Source organism: Streptomyces sp. NPDC001410 (assembly GCF_042895235.1).
Taxonomy (GTDB): Bacteria; Actinomycetota; Actinomycetes; order Streptomycetales; family Streptomycetaceae; genus Streptomyces.
Genome location: NZ_JBIAWE010000002.1, coordinates 102,069 through 116,416, shown reverse-complemented (window position 1 = coordinate 116,416; position 14,348 = coordinate 102,069). Strand labels below are relative to the sequence as shown.

Here is a 14,348-nt window from a genome sequence, read left to right as displayed (position 1 = left end):
GCGCTTCAGAGGCCGCCGATCGGCAGGACGGCCCGGCGGCTCCGGACCATGTCGCTTCACGGCTGCGCTCCGCGGCGGCGCTGCCACGGGGCGTGTGCGTAGCGGGACAGTAGCGAAGCCGGTTCGCTGAGCGGAAGCCTCCGTCCAGAATCCGGGCAAGGGCGGGGACGGACTGCCAGCATTCGTCCGCATACACGCACGGACGCGGGACGCGATACACACACGGACGCGATGCACACACGGAGGTGAGGGTCACCACACACACGGAGGTGGGGTCACCTCATACGGGTGGCCCACTCCTGAACCTTGGCGATCCGTTGCCGCAGCTGTCCCGCGGTCGCCTCCGCGCTCGGCGGCCCCCCGCACACCCGCCGCAGCTCGGTGTGGATCACCCCGTGCGGCTTGCCGCTCTGGTGGACGTACGCGCTGACCATCGTGTTGAGCTGCTTGCGCAGCTCCATCATCTCCTTGTGGCTGACCACCGGCCGCCGCTCGGCGGGCAGTTCGAGCAGGTCGGCCTGGTCGTCCGGCTTCTTGCGGCTGTGCGCGATCTGCCTGGCCTGCCGCTTCTGCAGCAGCAGCTGCACCTGCTCGGGCTCCAGCAGTCCGGGGATGCCGAGGTAGTCCTGCTCCTCCTCGCTCCCGGGGTGGGCCTGCATCCCGAACTCGGCGCCGTCGTAGAGCACCCGGTCGAAGACGGCGTCGGACTCCAGCGCCTCGAAGGGCAGCATGTCCTGCTCGCCGGTGTCCTCGTCCTGCTCCTTGTTCGCCTCGTCCATCTCCTTCTCGGACTCGGCGTACGGGTCCTCCTCCCCCTCCTTCTTCGGCTTGTCGAGGGCGTGGTCCCGCTCCACCTCCATCTCGTTGGCGAAGGTGAGCAGGTCGGGGATGGTCGGGAGGAACACGGAGGCGGTCTCGCCGCGCCGCCGGGACCGTACGAAACGCCCGACGGCCTGCGCGAAGAACAGCGGAGTCGAGATGGTGGTGGCGTACACCCCGACCGCGAGCCGGGGCACGTCGACGCCCTCGGACACCATCCGCACCGCGACCATCCAGCGGTCGTTGTTGCCGCTGAACTCGTCGATCCGGCCGGACGCGCCGGCGTCGTCGGACAGCACGAGTGTCGCCTTGGTCCCCGTGATCTCGCGGATCAGCTTGGCGTAGGCCCGCGCGGACTCCTGGTCGGAGGCGATGACGAGCGCGCCCGCGTCCGGGATGGCCTTCCTGACCTCGGTCAGCCGCTGGTCGGCGGCGCGCAGCACGCTGGGCATCCACTCGCCGCGCGGGTCGAGGGCGGTGCGCCAGGCCTGGCTGACGGCGTCCTTGGTCATGGGCTCGCCGAGCCGGGCGGCGATCTCGTCACCGGCCTTCGTACGCCAGCGCATGTTGCCGCTGTAGCTGAGGAAGATCACCGGCCGGACGACATGGTCGGCGAGGGCGTTGCCGTACCCGTAGGTGTAGTCGGCGGCGGAGCGCCGGATGCCGGCGTTGTCCTCCTCGTACGTGACGAAGGGGATGGGGTTGGTGTCGGACCGGAACGGCGTACCGGTCAGCGCGAGCCGGCGGGTCGCGGGCTCGAACGCCTCCAGGCACGCCTCGCCCCAGGACTTGGAGTCACCGGCATGGTGGATCTCGTCGAGGATCACGAGCGTCTTGCGCTGCTCGGCCCGGTTGCGGTGCAGCATGGGGCGCACGCCGACACCGGCGTACGTGACGGCGACCCCGTCGTAGTCCTTGCCGAGCGGGCCCGCGCTGTACTCGGGGTCGAGCTTGATCCCTATCCGTGCCGCGGCCTCGGCCCACTGCTTCTTCAGGTGCTCGGTCGGTGCGACCACGGTGACCTGCTGCACGACGTGGTGGTGCAGCAGCCAGGAGGCGAGGGTCAGCGCGAAGGTCGTCTTGCCGGCGCCGGGCGTGGCGACCGCGAGGAAGTCACGCGGCTGCTCCTGGATGTACTTCTCCATCGCCCCCTGCTGCCAGGCACGCAGCTTGCTGGCGGTACCCCAGGGCGCGCGGCCCGGGAAGGCGGGCGAGAGGTGGTGGGAGTGCGTCGAGGAAGCGGCGGTGGTAGTCACGGTCTCCGTGGATGGGGGTCGGATCGAAGGGGCCGCCCGCAGGGCGTCGGCCAGGGCGATGGCGGGTGACGGACGGGCGGCTCGGCTACGTATGACAACCGGGCCACCCTACCGGCGCCCCATCCCCGTCAACGCCCGGACGAGGCCGGGTCGCCCGTAGGTGGGACCCACGTCACAACTCCCGCAGCCGCCCCGCGATCTGCGGGATGTCGCTGAGGTCGCCGGAGGCCACGTCGATGACCAGGTCGTATGCGATGTCCTGGTCGACGTCGGCGAGATCGACGCCGTTGCGGGCGAGGAAGGTGGCCGTGGCCAGCCAGGCGGTGCGCTTGTTGCCGTCGACCAAGGGGTGGTTGGCGGCGAGGGCGTGCAGCAGGGCGGCGGCCTGCTCGTGCAGGTCCTCGTAGGCGGCCGTACCGAACATCCGGGCGCGCGGCCGGTGTACGGCGGAGGCCAGCAGCCCGGGCTCCCGTGCCTCGGGCGGTCGGCCGCCGAAGGCGATCTCGGCGATGGCGGTGACGTCGGCGACGGTGAGGTGGCGGCTCATTCGCCCAGCCTCCGCAACAGGCCGGCGTGGCTGAGCGCGAGGCGCTCGGCGTGGGCGCGGACGGCCGCCCCTTCCTCGTCCAGATACCGGCGTACGGCCTCCAGCACCACCTCCTCGGTACGGCGCCCGGACGCGTCCGCGAGGTCGTCCAGCGCCTGCCGGAGGGCAGGGTCGAGGGAGAGAGTCAGCTCGTACATCTCGTACATGCGGGAAGGCTAGGGTCTGGCGTCACCACCCGGCGATCGATTTCCACAGCCTCACCGCTCCCGCCCCCGCTCCCCCTTTTGCTCCCGCAGCCGCGTCGTCACCCACGCCCCCACCAGCGCCACCCCCGCCATCGGCAGGAACACGGCGGCGAAGGCGGCGGGGCGGGTGGGGTCGGCTGTCGTGGCCGTGCTGCTGCCGCCGCCGAGGGCGGCGAAGGCGGCGCCGGTCGCGGCCAGGAGGACCACGTTGGAGAGGGCGTCGGAGATCTGCAGGGCGGCGGAGTTGGCGCCGGCCTCCTCGGGGGCGGACAGCTGGAGCAGGAGCACGCTGGCGGAGGCGATCACCAGCCCCATGCCGAAGCAGCCGAAGGCCCAGGCGACGGCAACGGTCCAGACGGGCACGGCCTGTACGAGCACGCTCGGCGCGGTGACGATCGCGGCGGCGACCAGCACCATCCCGACCGTCATCAGCCGGTCCCGGTACTGCTCCAGGCGCGGCCTGGACTGCACCCACGAGCCCAGCGCCCACGTCACCCCGCCCGCGGCCAGCGAGAACCCGGCCAGCGTCGGCGACAGCCCCCGCTGGGTGACCAGCATCAGCGGCACGAAGGACTCGGCGGCGATGAAGGACCCGGCGGCCACCCCGCGCAGCAGTACGACGGAGGGCAGGCCGCGGGCTGCGCGGTAGGTGCCGCGCGGCAGCAGGCCGAGGGCGGCGGGCACGAGGAGGGCGGCTCCGGCGAGGCCGGGAAGCAGGGAGAGCCAGCGCAGGTCCTGGGCGGCGTACTGGAGGAGTCCCGCGCCGAGGGAGATGCCGAGGGCGAGCCGGATTCGGCGCCGGTCGAAGGAGCCGGAGTCCTCGCCGCCGGCCACCGGGCCCGACGCCCTCCGCCGTATCTGCGGCAGCGCCAGCGCGAGCGGAAAGACGACCAGCACCGGAATGCCGAGGAAGACCCACCGCCAGCCGAGGTGCTCCGTCACGGCGCCCGAGGCGAGGGGGCCGACGATGGACGGTACGACCCACCCGGCGGCGAAGGCCGCCATGATCGCGGGCCGCAGCCGCTCGGGGTAGGCGCGGCCGACGACGACGTACAGCGCGACGATGACCAGCCCGCCGCCGAAGCCCTGCACGGCCCGGCCCAGGATGAACACCCACATGCTCTGCGCGGTCCCGGCGACGACGAGCCCCGCGGCGAACGCCGCGATCCCTGAGGTCAGCGCCCCGAGCGGGCCCTTGCGATCGGACCACTGCCCGGCGAGCACCATCCCGAACAGGCTGGTCGTGAAGTACCCCGAGAAGGCGAACGCGTACAGCGCCACGCCGTCCAGCTCCCGCGCCGCGACGGGCATCGCCGTCCCTACGGCGGTCGCCTCGAAGGCGATGAGCAGCACGACGGACACGATCCCGACACTGAGCGCCCGATAGGCCCGACCCAGCACACCGCCGCCTCTGCCGGCGGCATCATCCACAACAGCGGTGTCAGGGGACTCAAGGGCATTCATGCTCGCCAGCGTAAGGCCCACAACGGCAAGTGACCCCTGTCGGTAGTCCCACCCCACCTGCGACCTTGGTCGTACTCCCGCCGTTTCATGAACGCGGTGTGGCAGTCGCGTTGCAGGGGCGGGGTTTCCCTTGAAGGGCTCCTCGGCCCGCCCATACGGTCAATGCACCGAGTTCGGCCCGCCTCCAAAGGCGACCGACACGGCCGTGTGCCCGAGTGGTTCAGGGGCTCGCCTGCAAAGCGAGTTACGCGGGTTCGATTCCCGCCACGGCCTCCACTGCGGTCAGGTGACCCGCGTCACACCCGGCGCCTGTCAGCAATCGGGGCGCCATCTCGTTCAAGGGGCACGCGAACGAGAAGGAGCAACGCCATGAAGCACCGCATCGTCGTACTCGGCGCCGGATACGCCGGGGCCTTCGCCGCCGGGAACCTGGCCCGTCGGCTCTCGCCCGCCGACACCGAGATCACCGTCGTCAACGCCGTGCCCGACTTCGTTGAGCGGATGCGGCTCCACCAGCTCGCGATCGGCCAGGACCTCGCGTCCCGCAAGCTCGCCGACGTGTTCGCGGGCACCGGGGTGCGGCTGCGGCTGGCGCGCGTCACCGGCGTCGACCCCGAGCGCAGGACCGTCGCCGTGACCGGCGAGGACGGCGACGGCGAGATCGCGTACGACACGCTTCTGTACACGCTCGGCAGCTCCGTGGCCCGCCATGGCGTCCCCGGCGTGGCCGAGTACGCCTTCGACGTGACCGGCCGGTCCTCGGCGCTGCGTCTGCGCGAGCGCCTGGCCGGGCTGGGCAAGGGCGGCACCGTGCTGGTCGTCGGTGAGGGGCTGACCGGCATCGAGACCGCCACCGAGTTCGCCGAGTCCCGGCCCGACCTCTCGGTCGCGCTCGCCGCCCGTGGCGAGCTGGGCGCCTGGCTCTCCCCGAAGGCCCGCCGTCACCTGCGCCAGGCCTTCGACCGGCTCGGCATCACCGTCCACGAGCACACCGGCATCGAAGCCGTCGAGCCGACACGGGCGATCGCCGCCGACGGTACGTCCATCCCGGCCGACGTCACCGTGTGGTCGGCCGGGTTCGCCGTGCCCTCCATCGCGGCCGCCGGCGGCCTGGAGGTCGCCGAGACCGGCCAGATCGTCGTCGACCGCACCATGCGCTCGGTCTCGCACCCGGACGTCTACGCCGCCGGTGACTGCGCCTACGCGATCGGCGAGAACGGCCGGCCGCTGCCGATGTCCTGCGCCTCGGCCGGGTACACCAACATGCAGGCGACCGCCGCGATCATCGCGCGCCTGACGGGCAGCGAGGTCCCGACCACCGGGCTGAAGTACCACGGCAACCACATCAGCCTCGGGCGGCGGGACGCGATCTTCCAGATGGTGGACGGGGACGTCCGGTCGAAGCCCTGGTACCTGGGCGGCCGGCCCGCCGTGTGGCTCAAGTCGGGCATCCTCAAGGGGGCCGGGTGGAGCATCGTCCACCCGACCTTCGGCATGCCGAAGCGCAGGCGCCGCCTGGCCACCGCGCCCGACCGGGTCGGTGTGAGGGTCGCCGCCTAGGCTGCTCCGCATGGACAGCGCAGCCATCGATCGGTTCGAGGCCAGCCGGGGCCGGCTGGCCTCGCTCGCGTACCGTCTGCTCGGCTCGGCCGCCGACGCCGAGGACGCCGTGCAGGACACGTTCCTGCGCTGGCAGGCCGCAGACCGGGAACGGATCGAGGTGCCCGAGGCGTGGCTGACCAAGATCGTCACCAATCTCTGTCTCGACCGGCTCCGCTCGGCGCAGGCGCGCCATGAGCGCGCTGTCGGCGACTGGCTGCCCGAGCCACTCCTCGAAGGCGACCCGATGCTCGGCCCTGCCGATACCTTCGAGCAGCGCGAATCGGTGTCCTTGGCCGTACTGACCCTCATGGAGCGCCTCTCGCCGGTCGAGCGGGCCGCTTACGTCCTGCGCGAGGCCTTCTCGTATCCCCACGCCGAGATCGCCGGGATCCTCGACATCACCGAGTCCGCGAGCCAGCAGCATGTCCACCGGGCCCGACGCCGGGTCGCCGCCGAGCGCCGGGGCGGCGACGAGGTGGACCCCGCGTCCGCGCGCCGGATCGTCGAGGAGTTCCTCGCCGCCGCCACGTCGGGGCGCACCGAACGGCTGGTGGAGATGCTCACCGCCGACGCGACCGCGGTCTCGGACGGCGCCGGACTGGCCAGGCGGCTGCTGCGCTACACGACGCGCGAGCGCATCGCCTCCTACGTGCGGGCCGGCTTCAAGCCCACTCCGGCGAAGCGGCGGCTGGCCGGTGGCTCCCCCGCGCTCCACATCGCACTGGTCAACGGCTCCCCGGCGGTCGTCGCCGTGATCGACGACCGCGTCGTGGGCGCCGTGGTGTTCGAAGTCGGCGACGGCAAGGTCGCGTCGCTGCGCGGCATCGCCGCCGCGGGTCGGCTCGTGCGTCTCAATGAGGCCTGGCGGCTTCACGAACCCGACGCGCCCGTCGTCAGCGCGTGGTGACCAGGGCCACCGGAATCCCGTGACCTGGGCCGTGCACCCCGCCCCGATGGGCCATGGGCCGAAACCCCGCAGAGCCGTATTCGTTTCTCAGTGCGGACCCGAGAAGCGCGGTTCGCCCGAGCTGGTGCGGCGGGCGACGGCGTGCCGAACCCACGGTGGAGGATCACACCATGCTGACGACCGAGTACGTGCCGGGCGCTCCGAACTGGCTTGATCTGGGCAGCCCGGACACCGACGCGAGCGCCGCCTTCTACTCCGCCGTCTTCGGCTGGGACTTCCGGTCGGCGGGACCGGAGGCGGGCGGGTACGGCTTCTTCCAGCTGGACGGGAAGACGGTCGCGGGCCTCGGTCCGCTCACCGAAGAGGGGGCGAGGCCCTCCTGGACGGTGTATTTCCACACGCCGGACGCCGATGCCACCGCCAAGGCCGTGGAGCAGGGGGGCGGCAGGGTCCGGGTCGCTCCGGCGGACGTCTTCTCCTTCGGGCGGATGGCTGCCTTCACCGACCCCACGGGCGCGGACTTCGCCGTCTGGCAGCCGGGCGAGACCAGCGGTCTGGAGGCTGTCGGCGTCCCCGACAGTCTGTCCTGGGTCGAGCTCTACACCACCGACGCCGCCGCGGTGAAGGCGTTCTACGGGTCGGTCTTCTCCTGGCGGATGAACGATGTGCAGATGGGCCCGGAGCTGACGTACACGCTCCTGGCCCCGTCCGGTGCCGGTGAGGAGGGGAACCACGGCGGGCTGATGCAGCTGCCCCAGGAGAACCTCGACGCCGGATCGACGGCGGAGTGGCATCCCTACTTCGAGGTGAGTGACTGCGACGCCACGTTCGCCAAAGCCACCGCTGCCGGAGCCACCGTCCTCATCCCGGCCACCGACGCGCCGGGGGTCGGTCGCTTCGCCATGTTCCTCGACCCCGTCGGTGCCGCCTTCGCCATCATCAAGAGCGCCATGGGCTGAGAGTCCGGTCTCGGCGCGACCCGCCTCAGAGCACTCCGCCGGCCTCGTCCTGGAACAGTTCCGTCCAGTAGTGCCAGTCGGTGTTCTGGGACAGGGCCGTGGGGTCGATCGAGGTCAGGGTCCGGATCATCGCCGCGGCCAGCTGGTCGTAGGCCTCCGTCGTCAGTTCGTTGCCCAGGTGCTCGTCGATCGTGCGCTCGTGGTGCAGGAGCCAGAGGGTGAAGGCCAGGGTGGAGACGTCGGTGTTCAGGGGGTAGAGCGTCGCCTCCGGCTCGCTGAAGGTGAGGATCGCGCCCGTTCTGCCGTCGATCACCAGGCTGTTGTCCTCGACCAGGTAGCCGAGGCGGATCAGGTGGTCGGAGTGGGCCGGGAGGTCCTCCAGGGGGTATTCGCCGGCTCGCTCGCCGGTGAAGTACTCGGTGAGGGTGGGCAGCGGGACGTCCGTGTCGGCGTGGAAGAGGACCGCATCCTCCGGCAGGCCCGTCTCGCGCAGGAAGCGGCGGGTCGGCTCGTGGGTGAGCGTGGTGGGGAAGTCCACCTCCTCGAAGCGGGCCACCCGGCCGTGGCCGAACTCCTGGTCCAGGACGCGGCCGGGGACGTCCAGGGTGAGGCCGGACGTGGTGCCGGGGCCGGCGATGAGGGCGAGCGGGCGGATCAGGGCCGCCGCCTTCCAGTACGGCGGGACCTCGCCGTCCGTGCCCTCCTCGAAGAGCGCGAGGAGGCGGCGGGAGGCCTCGGTCACCGTCCTGGGACCGTACTGGCCCGACAGGGAGGAGAAACGGCCTCGCAGGCCCGCGAGTTCTTCCGTGACGGCGGCGAAGCGCAGGAGGGTGTCGAGGGAGGGGGCGAAGGGTCGGGGGTCGGAGGGGGCGACCAGGTACGCGGTCGTCAGCTCGCCCGTGTCGCCGTCGAGCAGGATCGACTCGCGCTCCATGCCCGCGGGGTTGAGGAGTTCGCCTATCACCAGGCGGCCGCGCAGCTCCTCCGCCAGGTGGAAGGGGCCGTCCGTGGCGTCACCGAAGGTGCGCAGGCCGTGCGTGCGGAGCGGGGAGAACGTCAACAGGTCGGTGTCCGTGGGCAGTCCGGGGCCCGTGAGCAGGCCGCGCGTCGGCGCGTGCGTGACGTACCGGTCCAGCTCCGCCTCGGTCAGCGTGATCGCCGGCACCCCGGCATCGGTCGTGCTCATCGCTCCCCCGCGATCTTCCTCGGTGCGTCGGTCCCTGGGCTGGGCATGCCCGGCCGCCCTCCGGCTTCCCTCGGAAAGCGGCGGTCCCCCACTGCCCAGAACACTACGCCGCACCACTGACAACGCCCGTCGGAAAGGACGTCGGGCGAGCCTCGCGCGTTCCACTCCGGCCAGGAGTTACGCGATCGTCGACCTCACGTGAAGTAGATGCCGCCCAGCACGACCGCCAGGGCCGCCACGGCGAAGATCAGGATCCAGACGAACAACTTGCCCACGCTGGGCGGGGGTTCGTAGCGCGGTTCCTCGGGGGGCGTGGTCACTGGGGGGTCACCACCGCGGCCTGCGGGCGGATCGGGAGGCGGTTGACCGGGCGGCCCGTCGCCGCGCGGACGGCCGAGGCGATCGCCGCCGGTGACGTCACCACCGGGACCGCGCTGACCGACTTGGCGCCGAAGGGGGCGACCACGTCCCGCTCCTCGACCAGCTTCACGATCCGGATGTCCGGCGCGTCCAGCGCGGTCGGCAGGGCGTATCCGGTCAAGTCGGGGTGGCGGATCAGGCCGCGGGGCGTCCGCAGGTTCTCGGTCAGGGCGATGCCCACGCCCTGGGTGACGCCCGCCTCGATGCGCGAGGCCAGCTGCGCCGGGTTCAGCACCCGGCCCACGTCCTGGGCGACCGCCAGCTCGACCACGCGGACCGCGCCGAGTTCGATGTCCACGTCCACCACCGCGCGGATCGCGCAGAAGGCGAGGCCGACGAAGGCGTCGCCCTGGCCCTCGGCGTCGAGCGGCTCGGTGGGGTGCGGGCGGCACTGGGCGGTGGCCCACAGCTCCTTGCCGTCCATCGCCTCGGTGACGGTCGTCGACAGCACGCCGTCGTACGAGGTGATCTTGCCGTCGGTGATCTGGAGCAGCTCCGTCGACATGCCGAACTTGTGCGCCAGGGGCTGCAGCAGTTGCGTGCGGACCATCTTTGCCGCGCGCTCCACCGCGCCGCCGGAGACCCAGGTGTGGCGGCCGCGGCAGCCCGCGCCCGCCGGGGGCTGGTCGGTGTCGACCGGTGCCACGTGCACCTCGTCGATGCCGAGCGTGTCCTGGACGATCTGGCGGGCGAGGGTGGTGAAGCCCTGTCCCGTCTCCACGGCCGCGCACAGCACGGTCGCGACGCCGTCGTGGACCTTCACGGTCGCCGTGGAGACCTCGTCGGCGCCCTCCGCGCCGAGCATGTGCACCATGCCCAGGCCGTAGCCGACGCCGCGGCGCACCGCGCCCGGCTCGCCCGCGCCCTCGGGGCCGCCGGGCAGCAGCCAGTCCTCCTCGGGCGTGTCCTTGGGCAGGGCCGGGAGGGGGTGGTCGCGGACCGCTTGGAGGAGTTCGGCCACCGGCGCCGGGCAGGTGACCGTCTGGCCGATCGGCAGGACGTCCCCGGTCGCGAGCACGTTGCGCAGGCGCAGCTCGGCCGGGTCCTCGCCCAGCTTCTTGGCGAGCTTGTCCATCTGCGCCTCGTAGGCGGCGCACACCTGCATGGCGCCCTCGCCGCGCACATGGCCGGAGGGCGGGTTGTTGGTGCGGACGGCCCAGCCCTCGATGAAGGCGTTCGGGACGACGTAGGGGCCGCAGGCGAAGGAGACGGCGGCGGCGAGGGACTCGGCGGAGGTGTCGGCGTAGGGGCCCGCGTCGAGGAGGATCTGCGCCTCGACCTTGACCAGCCTGCCGTCGGCGTCGGCGTGGTGGCGGTAGCGCAGCAGGGTCGGGTGGCGGTGGGCGTGGCCGAGGAAGGACTCCTCGCGGGTGGCCGTGAGCTTCACCGGGCAGCCGGTCTTGAGGGCGAGCAGGCCGAGCGGGAGCTGGAAGCCCTGGTCCTCGCGGTCGGCGGTGGCGCCGGGCACCCCGGTGACGACGATCTTCACCCGATCGGGCGACAGGCCGTAGCAGGCCGCGGCCGTGTTGCGGTCGGTGTGCGGGTCGGTGGAGGCCAGGTACAGCTCCACGCCGCCGTCGGGCCGCGGCACGGCGAGACCGGCCTCGGCGCCGATGGGGGCCGGGTCCTGGCGGCCGATGCGGTACAGGCCCTCGACGACGACCTCGCCGACCGCGTCCGGGTCGCCGTGGCGCAGCGGGATGTGCCGGATCAGGTTGCCGTCGGGGTGCAGGGGCTCGGCCTCGAAGGCCTGCTCCGGGTCGGTGATCGGGTCGAGCACCTCGTACTCGACGATGACGGCGGCGGCGGCCATCCGCGCGGTGTCCGGGTGGTCGGCGGCGACGGCCGCGATGGGCTCGCCGTGGTGGCGTACGACCTCGGAGGCGAACACCGGGCGGTCGGGCGTGCCCCGGCCGTACCGGGGGGTGCCGGGCACGTCCTCGTGGGTGACGACGGCCCGTACGCCGGGCATCTCGCGCGCGTGGGTGGTGTCGATGGACACGATGCGCGCGTGCGCGTGCGGGGAGCGCAGGACGGCCGCCCACAACAGACCCTCGGCCCACAGGTCGGCCGCGTACGGGAAGGTGCCCTCGGTCTTGGCGCGGGCGTCGGCGTGCGGCAGCGAGGCGCCGAGGCCGTGCGGCAGCGGCTCGGCCGCCGGGGCCGCTTCGGCCGCGGTGGTCGCGGTGGCGGCTTCGTTGCTCACGCCTGGCCTCCGTCCTGGCCGTAGTGCTGCTCGTGCGGTCCCGGTGTACCGAAGGTGCCAGGACTGTCGAAGACACCGTGTGCCTCGAACGCCGACGGGTTGACGCCGCCGGAGCCCGGGCCCGCCTGGTGCGGAATACGTGCCTCGTCCCCGTCCGTCTCAGCGTCGGCGGCGGTGTGCGCCTCGCGTTCGGCGACGACTTCCTTGACGGCGTCCAGGACGCCCCGGTAGCCGGAGCAGCGGCACAGGTTGCCGCACAGGGCCTGCCGGGTCTCCAGCTCGGTCGGCGCCGGGTTGCCCTCCAGCAGGTCGTGCACGGTCATCGCCATGCCCGGCACGCAGAAACCGCACTGCACGGCACCGCACCGGGCGAGCGCCCGCTGCACGTCGGAGGCCTGCCCGTCGACGGCCAGGCCCTCGACGGTGCGGACCTCGGCGCCGGCCGCGGTGACCGCCGGGACCAGACAGGAGGCCACCAGGCGCCCGTCCACCTGCACGTTGCAGGCGCCGCACTCGCCCTGCGAGCAGCCGTCCTTGGCCCCGGCGAGGCCGAGCCGCTCCCGCAGGACGTACAGCAGGGACTCGCCGATCCAGGCGTCGGTGACGGGCCGGTCGGCGCCGTTGACGCGCAGCACGTACGAGGCGAGGGGGTGGTCGTCCTGCGGCCCCTGGGCGGCCTGGGCGGAGTCCTCGACGGCGTCGTGTCCGGGGGCCGCCGGGTCCTCGGGGGCCGGGGTGTGTGCCGTGCGCTCGACCGGGTCTGCTGTCCCGGTGTCCTCCGGCGGGCCGGCCGGGTCCGCTTGGGCGGCTTCCGGCGCGGTGTCCGGGGTGTCCGCCGTGTCGGCCGGGGGCACGGGGTCCGCCGGGGCGGGGGGTGCGGCCGTGTCCGGCGTTTCCACGGCCTCCTGCGGGGCCGTCGGGGTCGTGGCCCCACCGTGCTGCGCCGGGCCGTCAGCGGGGCCCTCAGGGGCCTGTGCGGGCCCTGTGGCGGCGTGCGGCGCCGTGGGCGCGTACTCCGGCGCCGGGGACGCGTCGGCCGCGTGGGGTTCGGTGTGGGGTTCGGCGCCGGGCTCCGGCTGCCCCCAGGACCCGCCCGAGGTCTCCGTCGCCCAGGGCGCGGGCGCGCCGCCGGGCAGGGTGGCCGGAGGGGTGCCGCCCCACTGCTCGACCAGCGAGGACGTGGTGAACTCGCCCGACTCGTCCGGGAGATCGCCGCCGGCGACCGGGATGGACCACTGCCCGGTGACGTCGTGCCCGGGCCCGGACGGGGCCGCGGGCTCCTCGAAGGTCCACTGCTGGGTGGCGGCGGGGTGGTACGTGAACCGGTCGTCCGCCGCCTGCTCCTGGGGCACGGCGTTCGGGTCGGGCCACTGGTGGCCGTCGGCGGGCATGGTCCAGCTGCCGGTGGCGGCCGGGTCGGTCGTCCCGTGGGTCGCCGTTATCTGCGGCGGCACGTAGCCGTGGCCGGGGGCGGCCAGGGGACTGTCACCGGACAGCAGGGCGTCGATGCCGCCCTCGGGGAGCTTGACGAAGGCGGTGGCGCCGTCGTCGTAGTCGCCCTGGGGCAGCGGGTCCCAGCGGCTGCCGCCCTGGGGCGTGCCCTCTCCGTGCTGGTCGTCGGTCACGACAGCGCCCTCCCCAGTGCTCGTCGGGCCAGCGCGGCGACGGTGCGCCGCAGGTGCAGTACGGCGGGCGGAAGCGGGACCACCGAACCGTCCGGCTCCGGGACGGGGTCGGGGATGCAGGCCGCGGCGACGTACTCCCCGAAGGCGTTCAGGGCCTCCGGGACGAGCGCGCGGTCGTTGTCCCAGTCGATGAGCCCGGCGACCCACTGCTCGGCCTCCAGGGGCCTGAGCGGCATCGGCGCTATGGCACCGACGGCACACCGCACTCCGCGCCGGGCCGGGTCGAGCACCAGGGCCACGGAGGCCACCGCACGGCCCGGGCCGGTGCGTCCGGTCGCCTTGAGGAAGACCTGCGGGGCGTGCAGCAGCGGCACGCGTACGTAGCCGATCAGCTCGCCGCCGCGCAGCATCTCCACGCCGGCCAGCAGGTGCGACACCGGGATCTCCCGGCGGGCTCCGCCCGGGCCCGCGATGATCAGCGTCGCCTCCAGGGCGGCCAGCACCGGCAGCGCGTCCCCGGTGGGGGCGGCGGTGGCGATGTTGCCGCCCAGGGTGCCGGCGTTGCGGATGTGCGGCGGGCCCGCGGCGCGCGCGGCGGCGGCGAGCGCCGGGATCAGGGCCGCGAAGTCGGGGCGGCCCATGCGCGCGTGGGTGAGGCCCGCGCCGAGCAGCGCGTGGCCGTCCTGGTACTGCCAGCCGCGGATCTCGCTGATCCGCCCGAGGCCCACCAGGGCGGCGGGCCTGAGCTGGCCTGAGTTGACGGCGGCCATCAGGTCGGTGCCGCCCGCCACGGGGACGGCCGTGGGCATGGCGGTGAGCGCCGCCACGGCCTCGTCCAGTGTCGTGGGCAGCGTGACGGCCTGCGCCGCCTGCGGTGCGTGCGTGGTCAAACCGGCTGCCCCTTCCCGCTGCCCCACCTGGTCCCTCCTGTGTGGCCGTACGGTACGTGCTCACAGGGCGGACGTGGCAACTCTGGCACATCTTCGCAAGGCCCGAACGCGGGGGTCCGCTAGGAGGCATTCGCCCACCTCATCGGGGAGATGGTCCGTTTTCACACAGCTTCACCGGCATATTCCGATTGCCACTCTTCGGTGATACCGAAAGGTTTTTTC

Annotated in this window: 12 protein-coding genes and 1 tRNA gene; 4 read left to right on the top strand and 9 right to left on the bottom strand. The window is 73.1% G+C overall.

The window, feature by feature from the left end; genetic code table 11:
• Positions 1–275 precede the first annotated feature (275 nt).
• The 4 genes from ACFY3C_RS04005 to ACFY3C_RS03990 all read right to left on the bottom strand — a co-directional run bounded on the left by ACFY3C_RS04005 (position 276) and on the right by ACFY3C_RS03990 (position 4,331).
• Complete coding sequence (locus tag ACFY3C_RS04005; RefSeq protein WP_390769609.1) at positions 276–2,075, bottom strand: DEAD/DEAH box helicase; 1,800 nt, start codon at positions 2,073–2,075, stop codon at positions 276–278.
• A 172-nt stretch (positions 2,076–2,247) separates the two neighbouring features.
• Entirely contained in the window at positions 2,248–2,622 is a 375-nt protein-coding gene (locus ACFY3C_RS04000; RefSeq protein WP_386580888.1) for a type II toxin-antitoxin system death-on-curing family toxin, read from the bottom strand.
• Positions 2,619–2,828: a hypothetical protein gene (locus ACFY3C_RS03995; protein WP_390769608.1), complete on the bottom strand. Its 210-nt coding sequence runs from the start codon at positions 2,826–2,828 to the stop codon at positions 2,619–2,621. The genes ACFY3C_RS04000 and ACFY3C_RS03995 overlap by 4 nt, the downstream gene beginning before the upstream one ends.
• 51 nt (positions 2,829–2,879) lie before the next feature.
• On the bottom strand, positions 2,880–4,331 hold the full coding sequence (locus ACFY3C_RS03990; protein ID WP_390769607.1) for an MFS transporter: 1,452 nt from the start codon (positions 4,329–4,331) through the stop codon (positions 2,880–2,882).
• A 201-nt stretch (positions 4,332–4,532) separates the two neighbouring features.
• Between ACFY3C_RS03990 and ACFY3C_RS03985 the strand changes: the two genes are divergently transcribed.
• The 4 genes from ACFY3C_RS03985 (at position 4,533) to ACFY3C_RS03970 (ending at position 7,799) form a co-directional block, all read left to right on the top strand.
• Positions 4,533–4,607 (top strand) — tRNA-Cys (locus tag ACFY3C_RS03985).
• A 93-nt stretch (positions 4,608–4,700) separates the two neighbouring features.
• Positions 4,701–5,891 carry an NAD(P)/FAD-dependent oxidoreductase gene (locus tag ACFY3C_RS03980; protein ID WP_390769606.1) on the top strand — a complete coding sequence of 397 codons (1,191 nt, stop codon included), beginning with the start codon at positions 4,701–4,703 and terminating at the stop codon, positions 5,889–5,891.
• Between the two features lie 10 nt (positions 5,892–5,901).
• Positions 5,902–6,840, top strand: a complete 939-nt coding sequence (locus ACFY3C_RS03975) for a sigma-70 family RNA polymerase sigma factor (RefSeq protein WP_390769605.1) — start codon at positions 5,902–5,904, stop codon at positions 6,838–6,840.
• A 170-nt stretch (positions 6,841–7,010) separates the two neighbouring features.
• Positions 7,011–7,799, top strand: coding sequence for a VOC family protein (locus tag ACFY3C_RS03970; RefSeq protein WP_390769604.1), 789 nt, complete (start codon positions 7,011–7,013; stop codon positions 7,797–7,799).
• A gap of 25 nt (positions 7,800–7,824) precedes the next feature.
• Here ACFY3C_RS03970 and ACFY3C_RS03965 read toward each other — a convergent pair whose 3' ends face one another.
• From ACFY3C_RS03965 to ACFY3C_RS03945, 5 genes are all read right to left on the bottom strand, one after another.
• Positions 7,825–8,985 (bottom strand): SUKH-4 family immunity protein, encoded by a 1,161-nt coding sequence (locus tag ACFY3C_RS03965; protein WP_390769603.1) that lies wholly within the window; start codon positions 8,983–8,985, stop codon positions 7,825–7,827.
• Positions 8,986–9,179: 194 nt separating this feature from the next.
• The gene (locus ACFY3C_RS03960; protein WP_386580881.1) at positions 9,180–9,305 is read right to left on the bottom strand and encodes a hypothetical protein; all 126 of its coding nucleotides are present in this window, start codon (positions 9,303–9,305) and stop codon (positions 9,180–9,182) included.
• Complete coding sequence (locus tag ACFY3C_RS03955) at positions 9,302–11,611, bottom strand: xanthine dehydrogenase family protein molybdopterin-binding subunit (RefSeq protein ID WP_386580879.1); 2,310 nt, start codon at positions 11,609–11,611, stop codon at positions 9,302–9,304. Before ACFY3C_RS03955 ends, ACFY3C_RS03960 begins: the two co-directional genes overlap by 4 nt.
• Entirely contained in the window at positions 11,608–13,236 is a 1,629-nt protein-coding gene (locus ACFY3C_RS03950) for a 2Fe-2S iron-sulfur cluster-binding protein (protein ID WP_390769602.1), read from the bottom strand. Before ACFY3C_RS03950 ends, ACFY3C_RS03955 begins: the two co-directional genes overlap by 4 nt.
• Positions 13,233–14,126, bottom strand: coding sequence for an FAD binding domain-containing protein (locus tag ACFY3C_RS03945; protein WP_386580875.1), 894 nt, complete (start codon positions 14,124–14,126; stop codon positions 13,233–13,235). Before ACFY3C_RS03945 ends, ACFY3C_RS03950 begins: the two co-directional genes overlap by 4 nt.
• Positions 14,127–14,348: the final 222 nt, after the last annotated feature.